The 24,483-nt window shown below is 46.5% G+C and carries 22 protein-coding genes; 11 read left to right on the top strand and 11 right to left on the bottom strand.

Features of this window, described 5'->3' with window-relative positions; all coding sequences use genetic code 11:
- Positions 1–52: 52 nt before the first annotated feature.
- The 8 genes from ADIS_RS10530 to ADIS_RS10495 all read right to left on the bottom strand — a co-directional run bounded on the left by ADIS_RS10530 (position 53) and on the right by ADIS_RS10495 (position 9,640).
- Positions 53–688 (bottom strand): acetyltransferase, encoded by a 636-nt coding sequence (locus ADIS_RS10530; RefSeq protein WP_010854470.1) that lies wholly within the window; start codon positions 686–688, stop codon positions 53–55.
- Positions 689–858: 170 nt separating this feature from the next.
- Positions 859–2,181, bottom strand: a complete 1,323-nt coding sequence (locus tag ADIS_RS10525) for a DUF2851 family protein (RefSeq protein ID WP_010854469.1) — start codon at positions 2,179–2,181, stop codon at positions 859–861.
- A 115-nt stretch (positions 2,182–2,296) separates the two neighbouring features.
- On the bottom strand, positions 2,297–3,115 hold the full coding sequence (gene pyrF, locus ADIS_RS10520; RefSeq protein ID WP_010854468.1) for an orotidine-5'-phosphate decarboxylase: 819 nt from the start codon (positions 3,113–3,115) through the stop codon (positions 2,297–2,299).
- A gap of 36 nt (positions 3,116–3,151) precedes the next feature.
- Entirely contained in the window at positions 3,152–3,805 is a 654-nt protein-coding gene (locus ADIS_RS10515; protein WP_010854467.1) for a LolA family protein, read from the bottom strand.
- A 17-nt stretch (positions 3,806–3,822) separates the two neighbouring features.
- Positions 3,823–6,297: an FtsK/SpoIIIE family DNA translocase gene (locus tag ADIS_RS10510; RefSeq protein ID WP_010854466.1), complete on the bottom strand. Its 2,475-nt coding sequence runs from the start codon at positions 6,295–6,297 to the stop codon at positions 3,823–3,825.
- Positions 6,298–6,351: 54 nt separating this feature from the next.
- On the bottom strand, positions 6,352–7,401 hold the full coding sequence (locus ADIS_RS10505; RefSeq protein ID WP_035805556.1) for a quinone-dependent dihydroorotate dehydrogenase: 1,050 nt from the start codon (positions 7,399–7,401) through the stop codon (positions 6,352–6,354).
- 132 nt (positions 7,402–7,533) lie between these two features.
- Positions 7,534–8,436, bottom strand: coding sequence for a site-specific tyrosine recombinase XerD (gene xerD, locus ADIS_RS10500; protein ID WP_010854464.1), 903 nt, complete (start codon positions 8,434–8,436; stop codon positions 7,534–7,536).
- Positions 8,437–8,497: 61 nt separating this feature from the next.
- Positions 8,498–9,640, bottom strand: coding sequence for a Gfo/Idh/MocA family protein (locus ADIS_RS10495; protein WP_010854463.1), 1,143 nt, complete (start codon positions 9,638–9,640; stop codon positions 8,498–8,500).
- A 201-nt stretch (positions 9,641–9,841) separates the two neighbouring features.
- Between ADIS_RS10495 and ADIS_RS10490 the strand changes: the two genes are divergently transcribed.
- The 5 genes from ADIS_RS10490 (at position 9,842) to hemA (ADIS_RS10470) (ending at position 14,637) form a co-directional block, all read left to right on the top strand.
- On the top strand, positions 9,842–10,783 hold the full coding sequence (locus tag ADIS_RS10490; RefSeq protein ID WP_010854462.1) for a glycosyltransferase family 2 protein: 942 nt from the start codon (positions 9,842–9,844) through the stop codon (positions 10,781–10,783).
- Entirely contained in the window at positions 10,776–11,651 is an 876-nt protein-coding gene (locus tag ADIS_RS10485; RefSeq protein ID WP_035805554.1) for a lysylphosphatidylglycerol synthase transmembrane domain-containing protein, read from the top strand. Before ADIS_RS10490 ends, ADIS_RS10485 begins: the two co-directional genes overlap by 8 nt.
- A 103-nt stretch (positions 11,652–11,754) precedes the next feature.
- On the top strand, positions 11,755–12,186 hold the full coding sequence (locus ADIS_RS10480; RefSeq protein WP_010854460.1) for a hypothetical protein: 432 nt from the start codon (positions 11,755–11,757) through the stop codon (positions 12,184–12,186).
- Between the two features lie 32 nt (positions 12,187–12,218).
- Complete coding sequence (locus ADIS_RS10475) at positions 12,219–13,289, top strand: globin family protein (RefSeq protein WP_010854459.1); 1,071 nt, start codon at positions 12,219–12,221, stop codon at positions 13,287–13,289.
- Between the two features lie 109 nt (positions 13,290–13,398).
- Positions 13,399–14,637, top strand: coding sequence for a glutamyl-tRNA reductase (hemA, locus tag ADIS_RS10470; protein WP_010854458.1), 1,239 nt, complete (start codon positions 13,399–13,401; stop codon positions 14,635–14,637).
- Between the two features lie 251 nt (positions 14,638–14,888).
- On the opposite strand, the gene ADIS_RS10465 is transcribed toward hemA (ADIS_RS10470), so the two are convergent.
- Together ADIS_RS10465 and hemA (ADIS_RS10460) are read right to left on the bottom strand one after the other, a co-directional pair.
- The gene (locus tag ADIS_RS10465; protein ID WP_035805551.1) at positions 14,889–16,463 is read right to left on the bottom strand and encodes a WG repeat-containing protein; all 1,575 of its coding nucleotides are present in this window, start codon (positions 16,461–16,463) and stop codon (positions 14,889–14,891) included.
- A 121-nt stretch (positions 16,464–16,584) separates the two neighbouring features.
- Positions 16,585–17,859 carry a glutamyl-tRNA reductase gene (gene hemA, locus ADIS_RS10460; protein WP_035805549.1) on the bottom strand — a complete coding sequence of 425 codons (1,275 nt, stop codon included), beginning with the start codon at positions 17,857–17,859 and terminating at the stop codon, positions 16,585–16,587.
- Positions 17,860–18,207: 348 nt separating this feature from the next.
- On the opposite strand from hemA (ADIS_RS10460), the gene ADIS_RS10455 reads away from it, so the two are divergent.
- From ADIS_RS10455 to ADIS_RS10445, 3 genes are all read left to right on the top strand, one after another.
- Entirely contained in the window at positions 18,208–18,930 is a 723-nt protein-coding gene (locus ADIS_RS10455) for a ComEA family DNA-binding protein (RefSeq protein ID WP_010854455.1), read from the top strand.
- A gap of 35 nt (positions 18,931–18,965) precedes the next feature.
- Positions 18,966–19,433 carry a type I restriction enzyme HsdR N-terminal domain-containing protein gene (locus tag ADIS_RS10450; RefSeq protein ID WP_035805558.1) on the top strand — a complete coding sequence of 156 codons (468 nt, stop codon included), beginning with the start codon at positions 18,966–18,968 and terminating at the stop codon, positions 19,431–19,433.
- 94 nt (positions 19,434–19,527) lie between these two features.
- Positions 19,528–20,241 carry a Crp/Fnr family transcriptional regulator gene (locus ADIS_RS10445; RefSeq protein WP_010854452.1) on the top strand — a complete coding sequence of 238 codons (714 nt, stop codon included), beginning with the start codon at positions 19,528–19,530 and terminating at the stop codon, positions 20,239–20,241.
- A 17-nt stretch (positions 20,242–20,258) separates the two neighbouring features.
- Here ADIS_RS10445 and ADIS_RS10440 read toward each other — a convergent pair whose 3' ends face one another.
- Positions 20,259–20,957 (bottom strand): 3-keto-disaccharide hydrolase, encoded by a 699-nt coding sequence (locus ADIS_RS10440; RefSeq protein WP_010854451.1) that lies wholly within the window; start codon positions 20,955–20,957, stop codon positions 20,259–20,261.
- A gap of 205 nt (positions 20,958–21,162) precedes the next feature.
- On the opposite strand from ADIS_RS10440, the gene ADIS_RS10435 reads away from it, so the two are divergent.
- The 3 genes from ADIS_RS10435 to ccoS all read left to right on the top strand — a co-directional run bounded on the left by ADIS_RS10435 (position 21,163) and on the right by ccoS (position 24,483).
- A complete protein-coding gene (locus tag ADIS_RS10435; RefSeq protein WP_010854449.1) occupies positions 21,163–21,798 on the top strand; it encodes a hypothetical protein in 636 nt (211 codons plus the stop codon).
- Positions 21,799–21,859: 61 nt separating this feature from the next.
- Positions 21,860–24,295, top strand: a complete 2,436-nt coding sequence (locus tag ADIS_RS10430) for a heavy metal translocating P-type ATPase (protein ID WP_035805547.1) — start codon at positions 21,860–21,862, stop codon at positions 24,293–24,295.
- Positions 24,296–24,297: 2 nt separating this feature from the next.
- Entirely contained in the window at positions 24,298–24,483 is a 186-nt protein-coding gene (gene ccoS, locus ADIS_RS10425; protein ID WP_010854447.1) for a cbb3-type cytochrome oxidase assembly protein CcoS, read from the top strand.

Genomic DNA, 24,483 nt, shown 5'->3' with positions numbered 1-24,483 from the left:
CCTGTTTCAAGCAGGGTGTTTTGGTGAATTTATTGAACGCACATATGTGATTTTAATCTAATTTTTTAGCGGGATTACCAAAAACCGTGGTGTCTTCTTCCACATCGGCAATCACCAGAGATCCTGCACCCACCCGGGCGTTTTTTCCGATCTTTACGCCTGAGACGATGATGGCACCAGATCCGATAAATGCTCCCTCTCCAATCTTTACCCCGGAATTGATGATACTTCCTGCCCCTACCTGAACATAATCTCCCACCTCAACCAGGTGTTCCAAGACGGCACCTGAATGGAAAATGCAGTGGCTTCCAACCGAAGCACCTGCTCCTAGGCTTACCTTGCCGTTGATGAAATTACCATGGCCGATGGCAGCGTCTGTAGAAATGTAAGCTGTTTTATGCACGGCATTGATGGGTTGCATTTTTCGCCGTTCATTGAGTAGCTTTACCAAGTACTTTCTGTAGGTTGGATCATCTACGGCTACAAAGGCCTCGCACTTTTTTCCAATAAGCTTAAGAAAACCGTCGTCCTCCGTGCTGCCCAGTACAGAAACGTGGTTGATTTCTTTTTGGTGCAGAGATGCGTCCTCGTCCAAAAAGCCGTATACGATCACATTGTGGCTGTTGAAGATTTCCAGTGCCGGGTGAGCGATTCCCTTTGCTCCTAGGATAATTACGGGCTTTTCCATTTATTTGTATCAGTAGTTCGTCTCCGGGCCTATACTCACTCCGGTTATCTGGAGAGTCCATCAGTTGGTTCTAATTCCTGTTTTTGCACTCATCCATCTCGCCTGTTTTTTTCAGAGCCGAATGAATTCCGAAAGGCAAAATTACGGCAAAACTAGGTTGTTACCAAAATTCATTTTTTTTGAGGGCGAAGGAGTGCCTGCCCAATCTTGCAATCAAGGCATCTTTTCTCCTTACAGTAATGGTTAAACAATCCCATCATACCCTGCGAATCAAATGCCTGTAACGGTTTCCATTGAATCCTTTCAAAGTTGCCGATAATGCTGTTTGATTCAGCCGGAATCTCCTGTAGGAAGGCAAAGCACCTTTCCTGCCAATCGAAATTGTCAAGGAATCTCCCATAGGCAAACCAGAGGGGTACCATGAAATTCATGCCAAGCAAGGCCAGTATAGAAGGGGTTATTTTTCTCTTCGAGATGGTTTCTGAGGCTTTACCGAAGTGATAGTGCCTGTGCCAGTATCGGGATACGGGTCGGTCTAGAAACTGATGAAAATCCGCTAGACTCGATGTGCCTTGAGTCACGGCAGAAAATAGGCTCGGGCCATGTGCCACTATTGCCGCGAGTTGGGCCAGGCGTATCGTGGGATAGTTGGCTGGTCTTACGCCCATGAATCGCCATTCGGACGGATAAATCTCCGGCTTTAGTCCGTATTTTTTTTGAAAGAAACGATATTCACGAACGAGGGTGTCCACGTATCCATCCGCGTTACCCATAGGGAAAAGTCCCTCCGAGTAGGATCCGAGAAATCCCGCTTGGCCAAAGAGGATCGCCTCTTGGGCAGATGGCTGGTTCATGTGCTTTTTTAGAATTTTGTAGGGCACTGTCTTGGAGAGTTTGACCATAGCGTGTTGGTTGGTTTTAAACCCGAAGTTCCAAAAAAGCCATTGATAGGTGGTTTCTTCCCAATCTTGGTTGTTTTCGGCCAACATGTCCAGCACCCGCTGGCTTTTTTCTTCAAGCCGCTCTATTAGCGATTTTTCCAACATCGAAAACTTCAGTATTTCCGGTATGCTTTCCAATTGGCCGCTGCAAAGTATTTTGCGGCTGGATGCCAGAAGACGTTCGTAGTTACGTACCACATCCAAGAATACCTTTCCGCGCAAAGCCAGCGTAGGAATGCTTGTTCCATCTTTCCGTTGTATTGGCATGTCGTGTTCCCAGACCACGTGCAGAATTACGCTGTTGTAGGAGGGGTCCTGTTGGTGATCGTGGGCCTTCCAATCGGAGGATTTTAAGTGGATCTCCACGTGACCGTGGTAGTCTACCTGACCGATCCGGATATGCGCTTCCTTGAAATCAGGGCCTTCGTGATGGTTCTGAAAGCCAATCTTGACGATCTGTATTTCAGCGTTTTCCTCTGAAAGACAGTTTCTCGTGTCGAAGTATTGGTATTTCCATACCAAATGAAGGAAATCTTCCTTAAATGCAGTCATAAAAAATCCGTTAAAAGTACACGATTAAATTATAGAAAAAAAATAAATATTGCAACCCTTTACTCAAAAAGAAGGGACGCGATCAATAGGTGTATACTAAGAGTCTCGGTCAGGGCTACCTGCCATATTCCTGGAGGCTTTGTTCCATTTCCTCCTGTAATTTATGGGCTTCGTTCCTGGCAGCTTTGCCAAAATCAACACCGGAAGAGGCGTATAGGATGCCCCTCGAGGAATTCACCAACAAACCTACGTTATCATTCATCCCATACTTGGCGACATCCTGTAGAGAACCTCCCTGTGCGCCGACTCCCGGTACAAGCAGAAAGTGATCGGGGATGATTTTTCGAACGTCGGCAATCTTTTCGCCTCGGGTAGCGCCAACTACATACATTAGGTTATCAACGGTACCCCAGGTCTGGCTCTTTTTCAATACTTCTTCAAACAATTGTGTGCCGGACGTATCCTGAAAAAGCTGAAAATCCAAACTCCCTGTATTGGAAGTAAGTGCCAACAAAATGACCCACTTCCCTTCGAATTCCAAAAATGGGGCCACACTATCTTTTCCCATATAGGGTGCTACGGTAATGGCGTCTGCCTTTAGTGTTTCAAAGAATGCTTTTGCATACAAGGTAGAGGTATTGCCGATATCACCTCGCTTTGCATCAGCGATCTTTAGCACGGAGGATGGCAGGTATTCCAACGTTTTCTCCAGACTCTCCCAGCCGCTCGGCCCCAAAGCTTCATAAAATGCCGTGTTGGGTTTGTAAGCAACGGCAAAGTCCAAAGTTTCATCGATAATCACTTTGTTGAACGCAAATACCGGATCCTTTTCTTTCAATAAATGGGAGGGAATTTTTTCCAGACTAGGATCCAATCCCACGCATAAATAGGATTGCTTTTGCCTAATCTGTTCAACTAGCTGGCTTTTGTTCATGAGTTTTATAAGCGCGGAAAAACGGAGAAACAGGAATTATCTAAGGTCGATGATCTCTACTTTGCTATGTGAGGTGAAATCAAATACAAAATAGTTGTCAGGAAGCGGCTCGTTTTTCCGCACTTCCTTAAACTTGTAGAGGAATATACCGCCGACATCATCTTTGATCTCCCAGGCTATCAAATCTTTTTGGTTTCTTTCGATGTAAAGTTTGACCTCTTTTATTTGGGAGTTCTTTTTGTTTGTGGTCAGTAAAACCTCGTAGACCGGCCTACGGTCTAGATTTTTCTCCCCTAGCAGTTTAGCTGTATATCCTCTCTGATGAATGGTATAGATGTTTGATGGAGTAAGCTCGTCGCTATCCTTATCCACGCTGTTGATGGTGACTTCCTCGTATTTACTGGTTTTGATATAAGTCCATACGGTGTTTCCGTCGTTGTAAATAATCTGGTCGTCCAGTTCAAGCCGGTATTTGTCTCCTTTTACCGATACCTCCCCGGTGTTGGTCTGTATGACACCATCCGAATCTGTGGAGTAGGTGTATTCAAAGGTAGCTTTGAAACCGTTCAGCTGTTTATATCGGTCGCTAACTTCGGTTAAAATGGTCTGTGCCCGCTGGTCGCTTTGACCAAAAGAGCCTAACGAAGACGCGGCTATCAGGCAACTGGCTAAAATGGATGATTTAAACATCTGTCGAGGATTTCTTTTTATAAGCTGTTCAATAATTGTTCCAAACTGTTTTCGTCTTGAATAAGCACTTCTCTGGCTTTGCTTCCCTCGAATGGGCCCACTACGCCTGCTGCTTCCAGCTGGTCAACGATCCTACCTGCGCGGTTATATCCAAGTTTCAATTTTCGTTGGATCAGTGAGGTGCTTCCCTGTTGGTGTCGCACGATCAATCTGGCCGCCTCATCAAATAGCGGGTCACGTTCCGCCAGATCAATATCACCTAAGCCCCCCTCTCCTTCTTCTCCTACAAATTCGGGCAACAGATAAGCGTTGCTGTAGCCACGCTGTTCACCTATCCAATCGCAGACCGCGTCTACCTCAGGAGTATCTAGGAATGCACATTGTAATCGGATGACATCTGAGCCCATGGAAAGCAACATATCTCCCATCCCGATGAGCTGTTCCGCTCCGCCAGCATCCAGAATCGTACGGCTATCTATCTTGGAGGTTACCCGAAAGGACAGCCGCGCGGGGAAATTGGCCTTAATAATACCAGTGATCACGTTTACCGAAGGACGCTGGGTAGCCACTACCAAGTGGATGCCAATAGCCCTCGCCAACTGCGCCAAGCGGGCAATCGGTCCTTCGATCTCTTTCCCCGCTGTCATCATCAAGTCCGCTAATTCGTCAATGACCAAGACAATATAAGGCATAAACTGATGTCCTTTGTCAGGGTTTAACTTTCGCGAAATAAATTTTGAATTATATTCCTTGAGGTTTCGGCAGCCGGCATCTTTCAGAAGATCGTAGCGGTTATCCATCTCAATGCACAGAGAGTTTAGTGTGTAGATAACTTTCTTGGTATCCGTGATAATCGCTTCCTCCGAGTTGGGCAGTTTGGCAAGGAAATGCCTTTCAATCTTATTGAAAAGTGTGAGTTCTACCTTTTTGGGGTCTACCAATACCAGTTTTAGTTGGGACGGGTGTTTTTTGTATATCAGCGACGCCAAAATCATGTTTAGTCCTACGGATTTCCCCTGCCCGGTGGCTCCGGCCATTAGTAGGTGGGGCATCTTGGCAAGGTCTAGGACAAATACTTCGTTGGAGATCGTCTTGCCCAAGGCAACCGGAAGGTCCTTGTCGCTGTGCATAAATTTCTCTGTACCCAAGACAGAGCGGGCGGCAACCAGTTCCCGGTTTTTGTTGGGCACTTCGATACCAATGGTTCCTTTACCTGGAATGGGAGCGATGATACGAATGCCCAAGGCCGCCAAACTCAGGGCGATGTCGTCTTCTAGGTTTTTTATTTTACTGATCTTGACGCCGGGGTCGGGGATAATCTCATAAAGCGTAACCGTAGGGCCAATCGTTGCTTTTATTTCCTGAATCCCAATTTTAAAGTTGACAAGTGTTTCAACGATCTTGTTTTTGTTTTCCTCCAGTTCTTGGCGGCTGACCGTTACACGCTGATGGTCGTGCTCATTAAGCAGATCCAAGGTGGGGTACTGGTAGTTTGGCAGGTCTAGGGTAGGATCATAGGGGGCAAGGTTGGCGACCTTGTCAGCTGTTTTCTCCTCCCCGGAGGAGACATGCACGGAAAAATTATCAGCGGGTACTTCCGGTTCACTCCGTGGTGTTCTTTCCCGTTGGGTAGGCGGTTCGGAGGGTTCTACCGAAAGGGATAAATCGATTTGCTGGCTTGCTGGCTTGATTTCATTGGTCTTAACGGTCCATGACGTATCGGACGATTCGTCGCTATCTTCACCCTCATTATCTGCTTCCTCCTCGTCTTGGTCGAAGGTTGAGCGGTTTTGAGAGATGTTTCTTTTATTGCCAATTGTGGCTTCCTCTGATTCGAGGATGGGTTCGCTGGACACTGTAAACCAATGCAGTCGATCTATATCGAAGAAGAAAATGATAAAAATCAACAACGAAGCAAACACTACGATGAGGGTGCCCCAACCCAAAAACCCATCGGCAAGTAAAGCAAGCTCGTATCCCAGACCACCGCTTAGGAAACCAAAGTAACTGACCTCATCGATCATGTGGACAATGTATCCCAGCAATAACCCAAGCCAAATCATGAAAAACAGGGCCAATGAGCTGTACCTCGCCAGAGATAGGAGGTTTTTTTTGAATGACAGCCGAAAACCTACCAGAAACAAGAATGGAGGGATAAACAAGGCTCCCAATCCGAACCATCGGAAAATAAATAAATGGGAAAGCCAAGCACCGGTATACCCCAGCCAATTTTCTACCTCACCCACTCGGTTTGAGACAGGCCCGCCATCGCTTTGAACGACCACGCTTTGGTCGGATTGACCGGAAAAAAGATAGCTGAGAAATGCCAACATCAAGAAAACCGCCGCAAAAATTAATGCAACCCCTATGGAAACACCCCATCGCTTATCCTTAAGAATAGCCATATTAAACCTTCTAGGAGCCTTTTTTGGGCTTTCTGAGGCCTTTGGGCTCTTTTTGAAAGTGTTCTTTTTGTAGGTATTTGCCGCCATCTAATCTCTTTTAATCCGCCTCAGGGATCATAACGTTAGCCAAATTAGTGAATTTTACCGGGAAGAATTCTGATAAAATCGAACCAGCCCTTTCTTTATCTTTTTAACCAGTCCTGGCCCCTCATAAATCATGCCTGTGTAAACTTGGACCAACGATGCCCCTGCTTCCAGCTTTTCGAGTGCATCTGAGGCGGAGAAAATTCCCCCTACACCGATAATCGGGAATTTATGGCCGCTTTTTTCGGCAATATATCGGATGATTTCCGTGCTCCGATCCTTAAGCGGTTTGCCGCTTACCCCTCCCGCGCCTATTGACGTAAGTTGTCCGGTCGCGGTGGCCAGATTGTCCCGGTTCAGGGTGGTGTTCGTAGCGATCACCCCGGCAATACCGGTTTCCAAAACAATCTCCACGATATCGTCAAGTTGACCCTGTGTAAGATCAGGTGCAATTTTTAGCAGGATAGGTTTGGGTTTGGTTTTTGCATCATTCGCCGCTTTTACCGCAGCCAGCAGTCTTTTGAGTGGTTCTTTTTCTTGGAGGTCCCGAAGGTTTGGCGTGTTTGGCGAACTCACGTTGACTACAAAGTAATCCACGAACGGGTGCAGCTTTTCCAAACAGTATAGGTAGTCCTTTTCGGCGTCTTCATTGGGCGTCATCTTGTTTTTACCGATGTTCCCACCTACGACAATATCGGATTTCCTTTCCCTAAGCCGCTTCACAGCAGCCTCTACTCCGCCATTGTTGAAACCCATGCGGTTTATCAATCCAGCGTCCATAGGAAGGCGAAACAACCTGGGCTTGGGATTTCCTTCCTGGGCTTTTGGGGTTAGGGTACCGATTTCGATAAAGCCAAAACCGAGCTTTGCCATATGGTCGATCACTTTGGCGTCTTTGTCAAAGCCTGCCGCTAGGCCAACGGGATTCTTAAACTTTACCCCAAAAACCTCCCGCTCCAGTGTAGGGTGGTCGAAGCCGTATGCGCTCTCGATTGCTGGTCCAATAATGGGCAATCCAAACGTCCTTTTGATCCACGAAAAAGTCATTTCATGTATCTTTTCCGGGGATTGGCTGAAGAGAATCGGTTTGAGGATAGATTTATACACGCGGCTAATGTTTTTTTCAAACTGCTAAATTATGGTTTTAATGCGAAAAAGGGGTATTGCTTCTTGGTATTTATATCGACCGGGAGGTTCAAGCGTTCGTCAAGAAGACCGTAGAAATATCGTTTCCTTGGCTTATTTGCGAGGGTGGTAGTCATTGAGTACCTGCCTTAAATAATCCCTGTCCAGATGCGTGTATATCTCGGTGGTGGTGATGCTTTCATGCCCCAGCATATCTTGAACGGCCCGTAGGTCTGCACCTCCTTCCACAAGGTGGGTGGCAAAACTATGGCGAAAGGTGTGGGGACTGATATTTTTACGGATACCCGCTTCCTTTGCCAGTTTTTTAATGATCAAAAAAACCATGACCCGTGTTAGTTTTTTGCCCCGCCGGTTAAGGAAAACAAAGTCTTCGTGCCCTTTTGCTACAGGTTGATGGTTTCTCACTTCGTGTTGATACAGTTTCAGATACTTTTTGGCATCGGAGCCCATCGGTACCAGCCGTTCCTTATTGCCCTTGCCCAAAACCCTCAAAAAGCCTATTTCCTCATAAATTTGGCTCGTTTTCAAATCCACCAACTCCGAAACCCGTAGGCCCGAACTATAGAGTATTTCAAGCATGGCCCGGTTACGATGGCCTTCGGGCTCACCGAGTTGGATGGCTTCGAGAAGACGCACAATTTCCTCATAGCTAAGCGTTTCGGGAAGCTTTCTGGTAAGTTTGGGAGACTCCAATAATTGGGCGGGGTTTTCCGAAATCTTGTCCTCGTAGATCAGGAATTTAAAAAATGCCTTGATGCCGGAAAGGATTCGCGCATGGGAAAACTCGGAAATCTGTAGTGACCCCAGCGTAGTGATAAATTGCCTCAGGTGTTCTAACGTTACTTGCGTGGGGGCGACTCCCTCAAAATCCGTTTGAAGGAATTTATACAGCTTTTCGATGTCCTGTTTGTAAGCCAGAATCGAGTTTGGACTTAGGGATCGTTCTATCTTGAGGTAGTATTCAAATGCCCTGATTTCTTTTACCCACTGATCCATGTGTCAAAATTATTAAAAGAAAAAAGGCCCTGCGTAGTCGTCGGACCTTTTTTCTGAAAAGTTAAACCAACGGAACCCGCTGGCCGGTTTTCGCACAAGCGAGAATGGCCTCTACAATGCGTATGTCCCGTAGCCCTTCTTCTCCAGGCACCAGGGGGGGCGTTCCATCGAGGATAGACCTCGCATCGTTGTCCATTTGCATGGCTTGTTGCATGGGGACTTCATAGGGATGGTTTATTTCGCCCAAGGGACTGCTTCCCTTCACGCCTGCGTAGGCAGAGAACGGCTCCATGGCAAGCGTTCCCTCCTCGCATTCCACCGTGAGAAAATTAGTGTTTTCGGCAAAGCTGGTTTTTATTTCAGCCAATATGCCTCCCGGAAACTCCAGTGTCGCCTCCACGACATCAGCCAAACCATCCTTGTATATTTCAGGACGGGTAGAGATGGTTTTTGCCGACACCACCGCTATGGGTTCCATTCCCGTTCCGCAACGCGCACCCTGTATAGCATAGACTCCCATGTCGTAGATTACGCCACCTCCCATTTCTGCTTTCTGTTTCCAATGATCGGTGCGGTTTTCCCGGTATCCTGCAGCACATTTCAAGCTTTTGACGTTTCCCAATTTACCCTCATTGATGATTTTTCGGTATTCCTGGGTGTTGGGTTCATGGTGCAGCCGATAGCCAATGGTTAACTGAACCCCATTCTTTTTGCAAGCATCAACCATATTCTGGCATTCCTGGGCAGTCACCGCCATCGGCTTCTCACACCAAACGTGCTTTCCTGCATTGGCTGCCCTAATCACATACTCCTCATGCATGGAAGGAGGCAATACGATATAGATCGCATCTATGTCGGGATTGTCTTTTATGCTGTCAAAGTTTTCGTAGTTGTAGATGTTGTTGTCAGGAATCCCATATTTTTCTTTCCAAGTGTCTGCTTTGGAAGGGGTTCCCGTAACTATGCCCGCAAGGTAACAGTCTTTGGTCAGCTGTAAAGCAGGAGCTAGGAGGTCGGTACTGTAGTAACCCAGCCCAACGAGCGCCACACCGACTTTACTTTTCTTCGAGGGAGGAGCGTCCCCTTGGGCCGTGGTTTTTTCGGACTTTTGGGAGCAGGAAACTAGGACACCCGGGGTTAACAGGACTAGGCCGCTTCCCACAGCCAAGGTTTTAAGGGCGTCCCTACGTTTGGTTGATTTCATGGATGGTTTTGGTTATCGGTTAATAAAGGTTTGATCGATTATTTGGATACGATGGGTACCCGATAAAGAGCTCAATATACGGATTATTATTCCTTCATTCAATAGGTTGGCATATATGGTCAGGGACGATAGGTGGAGGTTCGCCGATCTTGGATTTGTCTGCCCTGTCAAAATAGCCTAATTTTACGGAAATTAATTTTTATGCCCACACCGGAGATTTCAGTCGTCATTACCGTATTCAACGAGGAAAGGAACATTCAGCCACTGCTTGAGGCAACCTACAATGCGCTTCAGCACTTGGACTATGAGCTGGTTTTGGTTGATGATGGCTCGGTGGATAGAACGGTTAGTGAAGTTAAGAGATTGGCAAACGACCGTACGTCACTCCTTATTTTTAACCGAAACTATGGACAGACCACCGCATTGGCAGCGGGCATAGACCAAGCCACCGGTCGGTACCTGGCCACTATGGACGGCGATCTGCAAAATGATCCCAGCGATATTCCCATCATGCTGGAAAAGGCCAAGTCGGAAAACTGGGACGTGGTAGCCGGACGCAGGGCGAACCGGCAGGATGGGTTTGTGCTACGGAAAGTGCCAAGTAAAATTGCCAACTGGGTCATACGCAACACGACCAAGGTGTTTCTTTCCGATTATGGCTGTACGCTAAGGGTGTATAAAGCCCAAATCGCCCAAAATATGGGGCTTTATGGCGAGCTGCACCGGTTTATTCCCGTATTGGCCAAGCAACAGGGGGCCAAGATGACGGAGATAGACGTAAAGCATCACCCACGAATTCATGGAAGCTCGAATTACGGAATGGGAAGGACCTTTAAGGTGATGGCGGATTTGATCCTGATGCTTTTTTTCCAAAAGTATTTTCAACGCCCCATCCATGTTTTTGGAACAGCGGGACTGTTGGCGTTTTTTCTCGGAGTGCTAGTCAATATCTACTTGCTTATTCTGAAAATTATTGGGGAAGATATTTGGGGAAGGCCTATATTGCTGGTTGGGTTTATTTTGTTGCTGGGGGGGATTCAGTTGATTACTACCGGCATCATTGCAGAGATCATCGTGCGCACGTATTTCGAATCTCAGGACAAGAAGACCTACCGGGTCAAAGAAATCTTCAAAGGTGAATAGCAAGCCCGTCAAATTACTGATAAAACTTCTGTTGACGGCTGTAGCAGTCTTCTTGGTTCTCTCCAAGATCGATTCCCAGACCACCTGGAAAGTGATCAGCGGTGCAGATTGGAGCTGGCTAGGTTTGGCTTTTGTGTTTTTTGTGGCATCCAAAATATTCTGCGCCTTCCGCCTAAATGGCTATTTTAGGGATATTGGCGTGTACATGCCCGAATGGCAAAACATTAAGCTCTACGCCATTGGGATGTTTTATAATCTTTTTCTGCCGGGCGGCATCGGAGGAGACGGATACAAGGTATATCTCCTCAAGCGTCGTTTTCAGACTCCGGTGAAGCAGCTTCTGCAAGCGGTGGTTTTAGACCGGGGAAACGGACTGGCCGTGTTGGTATTTTTGTTGTTTGCATTGATGGCAGTAGTGGAGGTTGAATGGCCCTTTCCGCTTTCTCAATCGTTGGTAGGCTCTTTGGGAATGGTGCTGGTCACGGTTGGGCTTTACCTGACCATGATTCTCTTTTTCAAAGCCTTTATGGGAAGTATTGTTTCAACCACCGTCTATTCTGCGTTGAACCAAATTTTGCAGCTTTTCAGTGCTTTTTTTATTCTGAGGTCTTTGGGAATTCAAGATAGGGAAACTACCTACTTACTGGTTTTTTTGATTTCCAGCATTGTTTCTGTGCTTCCCTTGACCATAGGCGGTGTGGGGGCCCGTGAATTGGTTTTTGTGTATGCGCATGGCTACGTGGGCATCGATAAAAATGCCGCAGTAGCCTTCAGCGTGGTGTTTTTCGTGATTGCGGCAATCACATCCTTAAGCGGGATCTTCTTTAAGTTCGACCGCGAGGTATCGATTAGGGAGGAAGGTAACTAGAAATAGCGCGGATTTTTCCCGTCAAAAAAAGCTCATTTTTTTTGGCCTGCAAAATCCGATTACTGGTTTTACTCCGTATGTCTCTTCAAAATCAAGAAAAGACATGATAGTAAAGCGAATCGTAATCGGTGTATGGGTTTTGGCGGCAGTTTCTGTGGCTGTGATGGCTGCACATATCTATGTGGTCACCGCCGGGGCAGATCGTAAGGGATCAGCATTTGCCATGGGCAAATTTGTTTTTGAGCAAGAGCTGGATACAGAAACAGGAGCCATGTTTTCGGGCGTATTCAAACAACAAGAGGGGATTAAGGAGGTTCGGGTCAACCAGGAAGCTGGATTCTTTATCTGCCTGTACGATCAAAACAAATGGTCATCAGAGGCTATCATACAATCCGTTTACGATCATTTTCAGGTGTCCGCGTTCAGGTATCACCCCAGCGCCGAAGAATTGGCGAGCAGCTGCCCAGCAATTAGTAAAGATTCTTTTATATACCGGGTAGGAGAATTCTTTGAAAATTTATTTGCCAAACAATAAATCAACATAAACCAATTTAAACAAACAAGAAGATGGGACAAACAATGAAAATGTTCATGGCGGGTCTAGCCTTTGTGATGCTTGCAGCATGTAACGATGACCAGAAGATGGATATGATTCCAGAGATAGATGATAGCTTTTATGCAGAGCTGTTTGGCGGGGAGGTGCGCGTAAGCGATCCGGACAATCCGGGCCAGCAAGTGGAGCAAGGTTACCTGAATTTAAGAACGGTCGTGATCAATACGGTGATGGAAATCGCAACCAATGACGGTGGTGCCTATGACGATCTTCAACCTTACTTCAGTGTGCTTTTGTCGGAAGTTGGAAGGGGAGAAACTTCGGGTTTTACCACTTTGGTGTCAGATTTCACAGACCTACTTGCACAGGCTACCGGGGCGAAGAATTTTACATATGGAGGCCTTAGCATGGCGGATGCACACGACCCCGCCAAAAACCCCCGCATGAATGGCCTTGTCAATGACAGTGATTATGATCTTTTTATTCAAGCGGTAGTAGCAGGTGCCGCCCAGGCGGGTATTACCTCCCAGGCTGTAATTGGCCCCGTGGGAGAGCTTTTGGAGTCCCTCCGCGGACCGATTGTGCAGCGAGGTGCAGGAGAGCAACTTGATCTGTACACCCGGTTGGGAGGTTCTGGTTTGATAGAAGATCCCGACCGCGAAGGGGCGCTTGTGGAGGTCGGCTATCTTGCCCTTCGTCAAGTAGTTACCAGTACAGTACTGGTGATAGCTACCAATCAGGGTGGAAAATACGATGACCTTCAGCCTTATTTTTCGGTCCTTCTCGCGGAGGTTGGTGGTGGAAACTTTTCGGGATTTCAGCAATTGGTCAAGGATTTCAGTGACTTCCTCGCAGCGAACATCGGCTCTCAGAACATTGGCTATGGAGGGATGAATATGGCGGATGCACACAATCCGGTGGCAAATGCCCGAATGACCGGAAGGATTACAGCTGAGGATTATGACTTGTTTGTGGAGGCGGTAGTGGAGGGGGCACTCGAAAATGGAGTTCCGATGGAGGTTATCTTGGAATTTGGAGCGATCCTCAACAGTAGTGGACTCAGAGGGGCAATTATCCAAGCGTAATGGTGTACATGCGAAACCTTCCTCAGTCCCTTTGTTTGTTTGGGGTTCTGAGTAGCCTAGGTAGCCCGATTCGGCTAAAGTGTTCCACATGCTATAATCCCAAAGAGTCATGAATCAACTTATTGTTTTTAGTTTAACCTTCCAAGAAGCGCAGGTCTGTATAAGGGAAAAGTTTTCTTTTGACGATGCGAATATTCGAACCTTTGATATGGCGGCCAAAAGCAGGGGTATAATGCAGGAGTGGATGATATTATCCACCTGCAACCGCACAGAAGTTGTCGCTTGGATGTCTCCAAAGCAGATAGCGGCTGTAATTCAGCTCTTGGCCGAAGTCAAGCATGTTGCTTTTGGTGAGGTTCATAAGGTCTTTAGGGTGATTCGTGAACAGGAAAACAGCCTTCAGTATTTTGGAGAGGTGGCAGTAGGGCTTAGGTCGCAAATTCTCGGCGATGCCCATCTGATCAATCAGCTTAAGAGAGCCTATGCTTTTGCCTGTAGGGAGGAAACTGTGGGGCCTTACTTACATCGGTTAATTCAGTTTTTGTTTTCTGCCAATAAGCGAATTGCCAACGAAACGGGATTTAAACGACACGTGAGTTCCGTGCCCCATGCGGCTGTGGAAATGGTGTCCGATTACCTGTCGATCTTTTCTTCGCCAAATGTGGCAGTGGTTGGTTTTGGACAGATGGGTGAGCAGCTTGTGCGTCACCTTTTGTCAAGAGGTGTACGTAAACTTACGGTCTACAATCGAAGCGTGTCCAAGGCCATCGGGTTTTTCCAAAGCAAATGTGTCCAAGGCGAAGTTCGGGAATTGGCTGAGCTTGGAGATCGGTTATTTTTCCATGACATTGTGTTTTCTGCGATTCATTCATCCGAGCCGTTGATCACCAGGCAGATGGTTATGACGCGACAAAGAACCGATTTTACGATGATCGTGGATCTCTCTATGCCCCGTACAATTGATCCGCACATTAACGAACACCACGGAGTGATCTGCCTCAGCATGGATCATATCCGGGAGGCTACAGAAGAGGCCAAAAAATGTAAGGTTTCCAGCGTTGGCGATGTCAAGCGAATACTTGTGGAATATCTACGGGACTATCTGGCCTGGCGGGAGGATTACAGGTATTTGGGAATTCTGAAGCTCCTTAAAGAGTATTTGTTTCAGACGAAGGGAGGCAGTCAAAATAACGGAAAGATGCCCATGCGGGGGGAGTTGGAAAAAGAGGTGCATACTATTCTCAAGCAGTTTGTGGTATTGGTAAAAAAGGCTGAGGACACAGCGGAAAAGGAGTTCTACCTCAACAGTGTGCACGAAATAATTAGATCTGAAAAGGCTAAAAGGTGACGTAAGCTACATCCACTCACTGGATATGCCTCGTAATTATTGCAGCTTGATTGGCAATTGAGAGATTTTATTAAAGACAGGGTGATTTTTTGTTAGATGGGTAGTGTGGTGTTGATCCCCGGGGGAACCAATCCTCGGGGATTTTTTTGGTTCGCCTTCGAGTATCCCATTTCATGGGGCAGTAATTTCTGGTTTGGGGGCGTCTCAGGGCCGGTTTTTGGGTTTGTCTATTCAGGTTTCCATCGTAGGCCTTATCTGGGTCGCCTTTGCGGTCTTTTCTTTCCGATATCGGGCGTTTCCTGCATCAGGGACTCCTGATGACGGGCTAGGATTTTCTTATTGCTTTCGTCAAAAAGAATGCTAGTGTAGTAAAGGGGCAGTGAAAAATCTCCGTTTTCGCGCATAATTCCGTATCGGCCTTGATAGCGTACAAGGATTCTATCAAACTCCTCTCGGCGGATTTCTTCAAAAATGGGAGGAGCAATCTCTACGCCGATCGGATTGATCATCCCATAGCTGCCGTTTCTTTCAGTGAGATAATAGGCATCGGTTGTCAAACTGATACGGTCGTAAAACTCAGGTAAGAGCTCCTTTCCCTCCCGATCGATCAGGTTGAACTTGCCCGACATCAATACGATGGCCATACCCCTAAAGAAATCCCCAACCCGATCATAGCGGGAGGTAACCACCAGATCCCCGTTAAGGTTAACAAAACCCCAGGTAAATCCGGTTCTTACCGCAGCCAATCCATCTGAGAAGCGTTTGACCTCATCAAACTGCGCAGGAATTACGACCTGTCCGCTCGAGTTGACAAAACCATATTTTCCGTTGATAAGCGCACCAAACAGTCCCTGATTTCCAGGCAAAAGTTCCCGAATGTTCAAGGATGGCTGTACGTCCCATTTTCCGTTTGGGTTCAATAACCCGATCTTCTGGTCCCGAAAAAAAACGTTGTAATGGTTGCCCTCTACGGGCTTTACCTCTGTCATGCCCACTACGTCGAGCAATATGCCATCCCCTTTCATGATGCGCCGGAGTCTGCCGTGTATGTATTCGAGCAGAACCCCGTTTTCCATGGCGATCCGATGGTAGCTGGTGTATTTGATATCGGCCGTATTTGTTTGCGCCTTTATAAGCATATACTGGTTTCCATCGTGGGCAAAGAAATGATTGTCCCCTAGGTATTCCATGGTATCGATGATAGGATCCAATATGTAATCGCCATCGCGGTTTATTAGACCATATCCGGTGGGTTCCTTTGCAATGATCACGTTGCCGGATACATCGGTAAGATCCATATAAAGGCGATCAGGATCTTGCGAAAATGGCAATAGGTATCCCTGAGGTGTTTTGGCAATCAGCTGTCCGTTACTGGCGAGACGAGCCGTTTCGTAAGGGCCATACGTCCGTGTTTGTTTGGTCCCTCGATCATACACAGAGTACATGGATCCCTTTTTACCCATCAATATATTAAAAAAGGATTCAATTTGGTCGTATTCCGGGGGGAAAACCAAGTCACCGTATTCATGAAGTGCTCCCTGTTTATCTCCCTTCGAAATGATTATCCAAGGTTCCATAAACCGGACTAGCTTCGTATTTTCGATGGTAATAAAGGACTCGTAATCCTGACTGAGAAGGCTTATATGGCTATTCAGCGTATTGACCCGCAATGAGTTTCCCAAATAGCTCAGGTTCCCATTTTCTATTTTACGCAAAAGTTTATAGTCGTTATCGAACACTTCCCAGGTCTGTCCCACGGCTGAGGAAGCTAAAAAGACAAAGGTAACTATAACTAGGAATGAGGGGATGCACGAGGGCTTATTCATTGGTAATCGAACGTTATGACGGGAAGTAAAAATAGGTAATTGGCTGGTTTTTTCAAGCAAATCAAGCCTTTGAACCCAAAATAATACAAAAGTGGTAGTATCGGGAAATAACTGGGGGCGGCTAAAGGTTTTCCCGCTCTCCCGTCTTTTCCAAATCAAAAAGATCGGTAATAAGGTCGATCATCTCGGCGGCTTGGTCTCGCTTACACGCTGCCCGAAGTTGTACCACCGGCACCTTGATAATCTTCTGCATCATACTTTTAGTGACTTTGTCGATGATGGCCAGCTCTTTTGGGCTTGCATTTTTCACATGCCTTTCCAGTTCTTCTTTACGGATTTGTTCCAGGGCATTTTTCAGCTTATTGATGGTGGGTGATACCATCATTTCTTTTTTCCAGTTGAAGAACTCCCCTATACTCTCCGAGATGATTTCCTCCACTTTGGGAATGGAGGCAATCCTTTTCTCCAATGTCTCGCTCGCCTTACTTTTTATATTATCGACGTTGTAAAGGAGCGCACCGGGTACATCTTCGATAGATGTGTCAATGCTCCTAGGAACAGAAAGATCCACGAACAGCTTATAGCTTTTTATATCCAATCCCTTCACAAAGCCCTTGGTAATAAAGGGTTCCGACTTCATGATAGAAGAAACGACCACATCTGCCTCCCCTATTGCCTGATATACATCTTCAAAGGGGATCACCCGAAACCCATATTGTTCGCCAAGCTCCTTGGCCTTTGAAAAAGTGCGATTGGATACGGTCACCTCTGCCGATGGCAGGTGCACCATGTTTTTGGCCACGTCCTCCCCGATCTCTCCGAGTCCGATCAGCAAGATTCGTGGATTCAATGTATTGGAAGTGAGTTCTTCAATAAGTTCGACCGCAGCATAAGAAACCGAAGCCGCCCCATCTCTAAATGCTGTTTCCTGGACTACCCGTTTATTGGTAAAAAAAATGGTGTGCATCAAGCGGTGCAAAAAGGGACCGGCCATATCCAAGTCAGCGGATGCTTGGTAGGCCCGTTTCACTTGATTTGATATTTGCATGTCGCCAATCACCTGTGCCTCCAAGCCCATGGCCACCCGGAACAAGTGATTGATCGCTTCGGTATCGTCATTAAAAATTTCGAAATACTGGAGATAGGAAACAGGGTTGGCCAAACCTCGTTCCACACCCATCAATTTGATTATCTCTGTGGATAAATCCAATTCATGGGAATAATAAATCTCAGTTCTATTGCAGGTCGAGAGGATCAGTGTATCTGTAACACTGAAAAACTCTTTCAACTTTAAAAGCAGTTCACGAGAGGAACTTTCATCAACAGATAAAAGCTCCCTTGTTTCTACCGGGGCACTTTTATAGGATAAACTTAACGCTCGAAACTTATTTTGCATGCTTTGGGGTAAATATTACCTGCAAATTTATTACAGAAACAGGAGGTTTTAAACTATTGGCATGGAAGCAATCTAATTTAGAAGTTTTCTAAATAATTTTACTGGATTTGCTTGCCTGCGACTGTAAGGATAACAAGCCTAAAATTTGCAAAAAAATTCCCAAACGATTATATTTAATGGTCGCGCGCTATAGGCATAAAGTTCGGGGCCGTCTCTGACGGAGAGTTACGACGTAGCAGAAGCACACCGGGATAATTGTTTTGGAAATCCCAGTCCGACCGGATATGTCCGGTTGGCATCCCGAATACTCGGGACAAGTTATGACCGCTAAATATCAATTATAGGTATATGCATAAGCGTGTTGTCCGGTTTTTTAGGTTGTATTTTGGATTCTCCCGACGGGAATCAAGGGGTTTTTTGCTTGTCTTTCCAGGGCTTGTTGTGTTATTCTTCATTCCCAGCCTTTTGGGACAGTTTTTTTTCAATGCGGGGGTGGGGCGATATGAGCAATATCGCGTGGAGGCGCAGGCTATTGCGAATCGGATCCTTCCCATTCCCGACACCGTGGCGTCTTTGCCTACCACTGGAACGGTTTCGGTGAATCCGATCCCAGTCTTACAGGATACTGCTGAGCGGCACCATAGGGGATGGAAAAGACCTGACAAGCCGGATCTCAATAGGGTGCCGTTTCATGAAGCAGACTCTATTTTGCTTCAGGCCGTGGTAGGGGTAGGGCCTGTGATTTCTTCGCGTATTGTCAAATACCGAGATCGGCTCGGAGGATTTTACGACGCAGGCCAATTGCTGGAGGTGTATGGAGTCACCGAGGAATTGGCGGCAAGGATATACGAACTGTTTCCGTTCAGTCCCGACATCTATAAAAGGCTTCCCATAAACCAACTAAGCTCAAAGGATCTGGCGCAGCATCCCTACATTGGGGTTAATGAGGCGAGGGTCATTTTTGCCTACAGAAATCAACACGGACCAATTGCCCGGCGGGAAGATTTGTTGAACATTAAGATCCTAACAGAGGCCTGGATAGAGCGAATAGAACCCTATTTGACGTTTTGATTTTTTTTGTGGGACATACGGTTGATATTTGCCCTATGAATGTTGGACCCACACATGGCTTCCCTCGTTTAAACCTACCGGAAGCCGATCTTGCTATCTCCACCAATAGTGGCAAGTGGTACGTCTTTGATCCGATTCGTAAAAAAGACTTGCTGCTCACTCCTGAAGAATGGGTTAGGCAACATTTGATCCATTATTTCGTCAGCACCAAAAACTATCCCAGAAGTCTCTTTGTATTAGAGAGAGGCTTGGCATACAATCAGTTGGCCAAAAGGCTGGATATTCTGGTAGTAGACCGTACGGGGAGTCCTTTTTTGTTGGTAGAATGCAAGGCTCCCGATGTCGTTTTATCCCAAAGAACGCTTGAACAGGTGTGTACTTATAATCAGCGGATTCAGTCGCCTAACCTGGCCATCTCAAATGGCATAAAGCATGTCGTTTTGGCTTTTTCCCCCGACAGCCAAACCTATGTTCCGAAAAGTTCGTTTCCTGACTTTGGGTGAAAATGTAGTCAAAAGGCTAAAATTGACCGAAAAAATCATGACTTTGATCATGGATTTAGGTATATTTATCCGATTAAACGATACGGCCAGTTAAATGACAGTAAAGACCAAAAATGTACCTTGCGAACTTTGCCTAAGCAGGAAGTTTTCCATGTTTGCGGGATTGTCCGACGAGCATTTGTGCAGTTTGTCCGATGCAAAAAATTTCATTTCCCACAAGAAAGGTCAGATTTTATATTACGAAGGCACCAAGCCTCTGGGAGTGTTTTGTGTGAACGGTGGAGTAGTTAAGATTTTTAAAACGGCTTCGAACGGGAAGGAACAGATCATTCGCTTGGCAAAAAAGGGGGATTTTGTGGGATATACCTCGCTGATCGGAGAGGATATGTACACTACCACCGCAACAATCGTAGAAGATGCCCAAATTTGCTTTGTGCCCAAGGAGACCTTCTTGAGGGTTATGGCCGAGGACGTAGAGTTTCATCGAAGGATAACCCAGGCGCTTTGCAGGGATCTGGGTGTCATGGAGGGGAAACTGACCGATGCTACCCAAAAGACGATTCGGGAACGGCTGGCGATGACCCTGCTTAAACTGGGGGATTCCTATGGGGTAGACGGTGCCGAAAGCCAGCGTATAAACATCGTGCTCACCCGCGAAGAAATAGCCGGAATAGTGGGGACTGCTACCGAGACAGTTATCCGCTTGCTATCTGAGTTTAAAAAGGACGAACTGATCGAATTTCAGGGCAAGAAGATTATCATTTTGGACAAGAAGGGTCTGGCTAGGCTCTCGGATTTTTATGGATAACTGTCTATCAAACGGCATCACCGTTTGTCGCTGATTCCATCGATCGGTTTGAGGGTTAGCTTTTTGAATTCTACCTCGGCTCCTTCTGCCTGTACGGCTATTTGGCCTTGAGTGGCGGTGGCATTGAATCCATGGTTGACCAAATCGCCATTTAACCAAACCTTTACTTGGTCTTCATAGCACTCGATGACCATCTTGTTCCATTTGCCCAACGGCTTTTCGGATCCGTCGGTTAGGTTGAGGATTCGGCGGTTCTTGCCTTCCACGACTCCCCATTTTTCCTTAGGGCCGCGTCTTTCTTCCATGTCGGGAACTTCTATATCTTCCACAATGCACCAAAAATCACCCGCGTTTTCATGCATCATCTGAACCTCGATGGATTTTGGGAACATTTTGTACAGCGACCTTGGCGTAGAGGCATGAACTAGGATACCACAGTTTCCGGGTTTGCCGGGAAATCTATAAACGGCCTCAATTCTGTAATTTTTGTAGGATTCATCGGTGATGAGATGCCCTTGAGGGTTGCCTAAAGAGACCAGTTTCTTGTCCCTTACGATGAAAGGAATGATTCCATCCGGATTGTCGTCCAATTCGGGCACGTCGATGTGCCAGCCCTCCAGGTTTTTTCCATTGAACAGCGAGATGGTCTGCGCCTTGATAGGCGAAAGGGCCCAAAAGAGAAAAAGAGCGAAAGAAAGGTTCAGGGTGAGCTTCATGGTATGCGTGAGATTTCATGCCAAAATAGTAAAAAAATGGGCAACTGCCCGATTCAAATCCAGGAGTGGGTGAAAATTACTGTTTTTCGAAGTACCTGATACAGCTACAAAGGAGCAGATGATGACAAAAGTCATGTTTTGATCCGTTCAATGTCACCTTGGGATTCATCCGCCCGATTTAGCTTTGTGGGAAAAGAAAGAGGATATGCAAGCCAAAGTTTTACACGCAGATCACTTCGCCGTTCCAGAGGAAATTCTTCATTCCTTTCATGGAGAGCAGGTTCCTGTAGGGTTTGAAACCTGGTTGGAAGATGGCCTAGAGGAGATTTCACTGGTCAATGATGATCAGCCGACCCTTTTTGTTGCCCATCTTCCTGCGGTTTTGGACTGGCTTCATGGTCTTGATACACCCAAAGCCTTGGAAAAAGAACCATGCGATATCCCCGTATTGCTCTATGATAAAGAATTGGTGTTTGACAGGCTTTTGTTTCACTATGATGGAACTCCGTCCTCTGCCCGACTGATCAACAACTTTCTGAAATTCTTTTCAAACGTCATTACGAACAGCAAGGCAACCATAATCTCACCCAGTTTCATTCCTAAATCCAAGATGAAAGAAGAGCAGGAGATCATACAACATGTGGTCGAACATACTGCCGAGGCATCGTTTATCAAGTTCAACTTTTGCCGTATTGGGGATTTTTGGTCCTATGCGGTGAAGCACGAATGCACGCTACTTGTGACCACGAAAAACTACCAGACAGACCTTGCCAAGGTACTCTTTCACTTTTACCGAGGGGGTATGTGGTATGACAGGCTTTCTTTTTACTTAGCCCCCTAAATGTTCAAAATATGATTTTTGTCATGTTTTTCCCGCCTTTGCTTGGTTAAATTGCCTGTATATGTCTAGAACGACTAAATTAAATACTGAGAATTCGATAAAAACCTGTTTCCACTGTGGGGAGAAATGTGAGCAGGAACGGATACTGTACGATGAGAAAACCTTCTGCTGCACGGGGTGTAAGCTTGTCTACGAAGTGCTGAGTGAAAACGACTTATGTAACTATTATGACCTTGCCACAGCCCCTGGAGAGTCGCAACGCCACCTTGCAGGGCGGGATGATCGCTTTGATTATTTGAAGGATGGGGATGTCATCCGAAAATTACTCGATTTCCAAAACGCTCGTGAAAGCCATATCACCTTTTTTATTCCATTGATCCACTGCGCATCCTGTATCTGGCTATTGGAAAACCTCCATAAGCTTCATGACGGCGTTGTTTCGGGGCGGGTTGATTTTCTAAGAAAAAAGGTACAGGTCAAATTTGATCACCATAAGGTAACGCTACGAGATCTGGTATTGTTGCTTTCCCGCATCGGGTACGAGCCAAGCATCAGCCTATCTGATATGGAACAGAAGACGGTGAGGGTTACCGATCGAAGGTTGATCTACAAATTGGCCGTTGCCGGATTCTGTTTTGGCAATATGATGTTTTTTAGCCTGCCTGAGTATTTTTCGGAGGCAGAGCTATTGGGGGAGGGGTTTAAAGGTCTTTTTAATTACTTGAATGTATTGCTAGCTCTTCCAGTGTTCTTTTATTCCGCGTCCGATTATTACCGTTCGGCATGGTATGCCCTGAAAAACAAGGTGGTAAATATGGATGTGCCGATTGTGCTGGGTATTATCGCACTTTTTTTCTTTAGTCTCTATGAGATCTTTCTCGTGGGGAATGAAGGTTATATGGATACGCTGGGCGGTTTGCTTTTCTTTCTGTTGCTCGGCAAGCTCTACCAGCAGAAGACCTACGATACCCTGTCCTTTGACAGGGATTACAAATCATATTTCCCTATCGCTGTAACCAAGCTTGCTCAGGAGCGGGAGGAAGTAGTGCCGGTCACCAAATTGGAGGTGGGCGACCGTATCCGTATTCGGAACGAAGAATTGATACCTGCCGATAGCATTCTGATCGAGGGTAAGGCACACATTGATTACAGCTTTGTGACGGGGGAGGAAGTACCGGTGGCAAAACGCCCAGGAGAGGTCATATATGCGGGTGGAAGGCAAAAAGGGGAGGCTCTCACCTTAACAGTGCAGAAGTCCCCCTCCCAAGGGTATTTGACCGGATTGTGGAACAATAAAGCTTTTGAAAAGGAAAAGGTACATTCCTTGGAGACTTTGGCTAATCGGATCAGTGGGAAGTTTACTTTTACCATTTTGGCCATAGCGCTTGCCGGGTTGGTTTATTGGGGTGTGAATGATTTGGCTTATGGGGTTAAGGTGTTTGCCTCGGTGTTGATCATTGCCTGTCCCTGCGCGTTGGCTATGTCCACTCCCTTTACCCTGGGGAATACCCTGCGGATATTCGGGGCGGGTAAGTTTTATCTCAAAAATGCCCAAGTGATTGAGCGGCTGGCCCAAATTGACACAGTGGTTTTTGATAAGACCGGTACCCTGACCGACCCGGCACGTGCCAGTGTTAGCTACGAGGGCGAGCCCCTCACGGATGTTACCAAATCTATTGTGAAATCCCTGGTATCCAAATCGATCCATCCATTGAGCAATCGAATCAATGCCTGGTTGGAAGGGATAGCCGAGGCAAGTGTGTCGGAGGTGGAAGAAATCAAAGGGAAGGGTCTGAAAGGCGTGTATGCCAATCAGGAATTCCGGTTAGGTTCGGCGGCTTTCTGTGGAGTGGATCCACTTTCTTCCATGGTGGAGGGTAACCAGGTTTATCTTGCCGTAGAAGGTACGAAGCTCGGTGTTTTTGTAATACAAAGCGGATTGAGACAGGGGATCGAAGAAACCGTAAAGGCTATAAGCAAAGATCGCGTAGTACATTTCCTGTCGGGAGATAAGGATCACGAGCGGGAAAACCTGCACCGCAAGTTTGGCGGGGAGATCGTAATGAATTTTGATCAGAGCCCGGCCCAGAAACTGGCCTATTTACGTTCGTTGGAGGCTGAAGGCCACAAGGCTTTAATGGTAGGCGATGGGCTGAATGATGCCGGTGCATTAAAGGAAGCGCATGTAGGAGTGGCCTTAACCGCAAGGGCGACCGGATTTACGCCCGCCAGCGATGGTATAATGGATGCGGATACCATAGTTCAGCTACCGGATTTTCTGGCATTCGCCAAGGTCAGCCGGCAGATCGTCAAGGCCAGCTTTGGCCTGTCTTTCGCCTACAATGTAGTGGGTGTTTCCTTTGCTGTCCAAGGATTGGTCAGTCCGGTTTTCTGCGCGATCCTAATGCCGCTTAGCAGTATATCTGTGGTGCTTTTCACCACATTGGCCACCAACTACCTGGCTTATAAAAAAGGAATTAAACATAACATCTTTTAAATATGGAAGTGATTTTCGTTTTGATTGGCATTAGTTTGATCATGGCCTCCGGGTTTCTCTTTTTATTTATCCGGGCGATGAAAACCGGTCAATATGATGATAACTACACCCCGTCCATTCGGATACTATTTGACCAAAAAGTAAAAAAGCAAGAAGAAAAAAAAGTACCATCAACTAAATCGAAGTAA

Origin of the sequence: Lunatimonas lonarensis, from assembly GCF_000390185.1 — a bacterium.
GTDB classification, from domain to species: Bacteria; Bacteroidota; Bacteroidia; order Cytophagales; family Cyclobacteriaceae; genus Lunatimonas; species Lunatimonas lonarensis.
The sequence above is the reverse complement of the archived record's forward strand: the minus strand, read 5'-3'. Positions and strand labels throughout refer to the sequence as shown.

Bases quoted from the DNA above. Each gene is read 5' to 3' on its own strand.
- ADIS_RS10530 (WP_010854470.1), bottom strand. From the start codon at position 688: ATGGAAAAGCCCGTAATTATCCTAGGAGCAAAGGGAATCGCTCACCCG.
- ADIS_RS10525 (WP_010854469.1), bottom strand. From the start codon at position 2,181: ATGACTGCATTTAAGGAAGATTTCCTTCATTTGGTATGGAAATACCAA.
- pyrF (WP_010854468.1), bottom strand. From the start codon at position 3,115: ATGAACAAAAGCCAGCTAGTTGAACAGATTAGGCAAAAGCAATCCTAT.
- ADIS_RS10515 (WP_010854467.1), bottom strand. From the start codon at position 3,805: ATGTTTAAATCATCCATTTTAGCCAGTTGCCTGATAGCCGCGTCTTCG.
- ADIS_RS10510 (WP_010854466.1), bottom strand. From the start codon at position 6,297: ATGGCGGCAAATACCTACAAAAAGAACACTTTCAAAAAGAGCCCAAAG.
- xerD (WP_010854464.1), bottom strand. From the start codon at position 8,436: ATGGATCAGTGGGTAAAAGAAATCAGGGCATTTGAATACTACCTCAAG.
- ADIS_RS10495 (WP_010854463.1), bottom strand. From the start codon at position 9,640: ATGAAATCAACCAAACGTAGGGACGCCCTTAAAACCTTGGCTGTGGGA.
- ADIS_RS10490 (WP_010854462.1), top strand. From the start codon at position 9,842: ATGCCCACACCGGAGATTTCAGTCGTCATTACCGTATTCAACGAGGAA.
- ADIS_RS10480 (WP_010854460.1), top strand. From the start codon at position 11,755: ATGATAGTAAAGCGAATCGTAATCGGTGTATGGGTTTTGGCGGCAGTT.
- ADIS_RS10475 (WP_010854459.1), top strand. From the start codon at position 12,219: ATGGGACAAACAATGAAAATGTTCATGGCGGGTCTAGCCTTTGTGATG.
- hemA (WP_010854458.1), top strand. From the start codon at position 13,399: ATGAATCAACTTATTGTTTTTAGTTTAACCTTCCAAGAAGCGCAGGTC.
- ADIS_RS10465 (WP_035805551.1), bottom strand. From the start codon at position 16,463: ATGAATAAGCCCTCGTGCATCCCCTCATTCCTAGTTATAGTTACCTTT.
- hemA (WP_035805549.1), bottom strand. From the start codon at position 17,859: ATGCAAAATAAGTTTCGAGCGTTAAGTTTATCCTATAAAAGTGCCCCG.
- ADIS_RS10455 (WP_010854455.1), top strand. From the start codon at position 18,208: ATGCATAAGCGTGTTGTCCGGTTTTTTAGGTTGTATTTTGGATTCTCC.
- ADIS_RS10450 (WP_035805558.1), top strand. From the start codon at position 18,966: ATGAATGTTGGACCCACACATGGCTTCCCTCGTTTAAACCTACCGGAA.
- ADIS_RS10445 (WP_010854452.1), top strand. From the start codon at position 19,528: ATGACAGTAAAGACCAAAAATGTACCTTGCGAACTTTGCCTAAGCAGG.
- ADIS_RS10440 (WP_010854451.1), bottom strand. From the start codon at position 20,957: ATGAAGCTCACCCTGAACCTTTCTTTCGCTCTTTTTCTCTTTTGGGCC.
- ADIS_RS10435 (WP_010854449.1), top strand. From the start codon at position 21,163: ATGCAAGCCAAAGTTTTACACGCAGATCACTTCGCCGTTCCAGAGGAA.
- ADIS_RS10430 (WP_035805547.1), top strand. From the start codon at position 21,860: ATGTCTAGAACGACTAAATTAAATACTGAGAATTCGATAAAAACCTGT.
- ccoS (WP_010854447.1), top strand. From the start codon at position 24,298: ATGGAAGTGATTTTCGTTTTGATTGGCATTAGTTTGATCATGGCCTCC.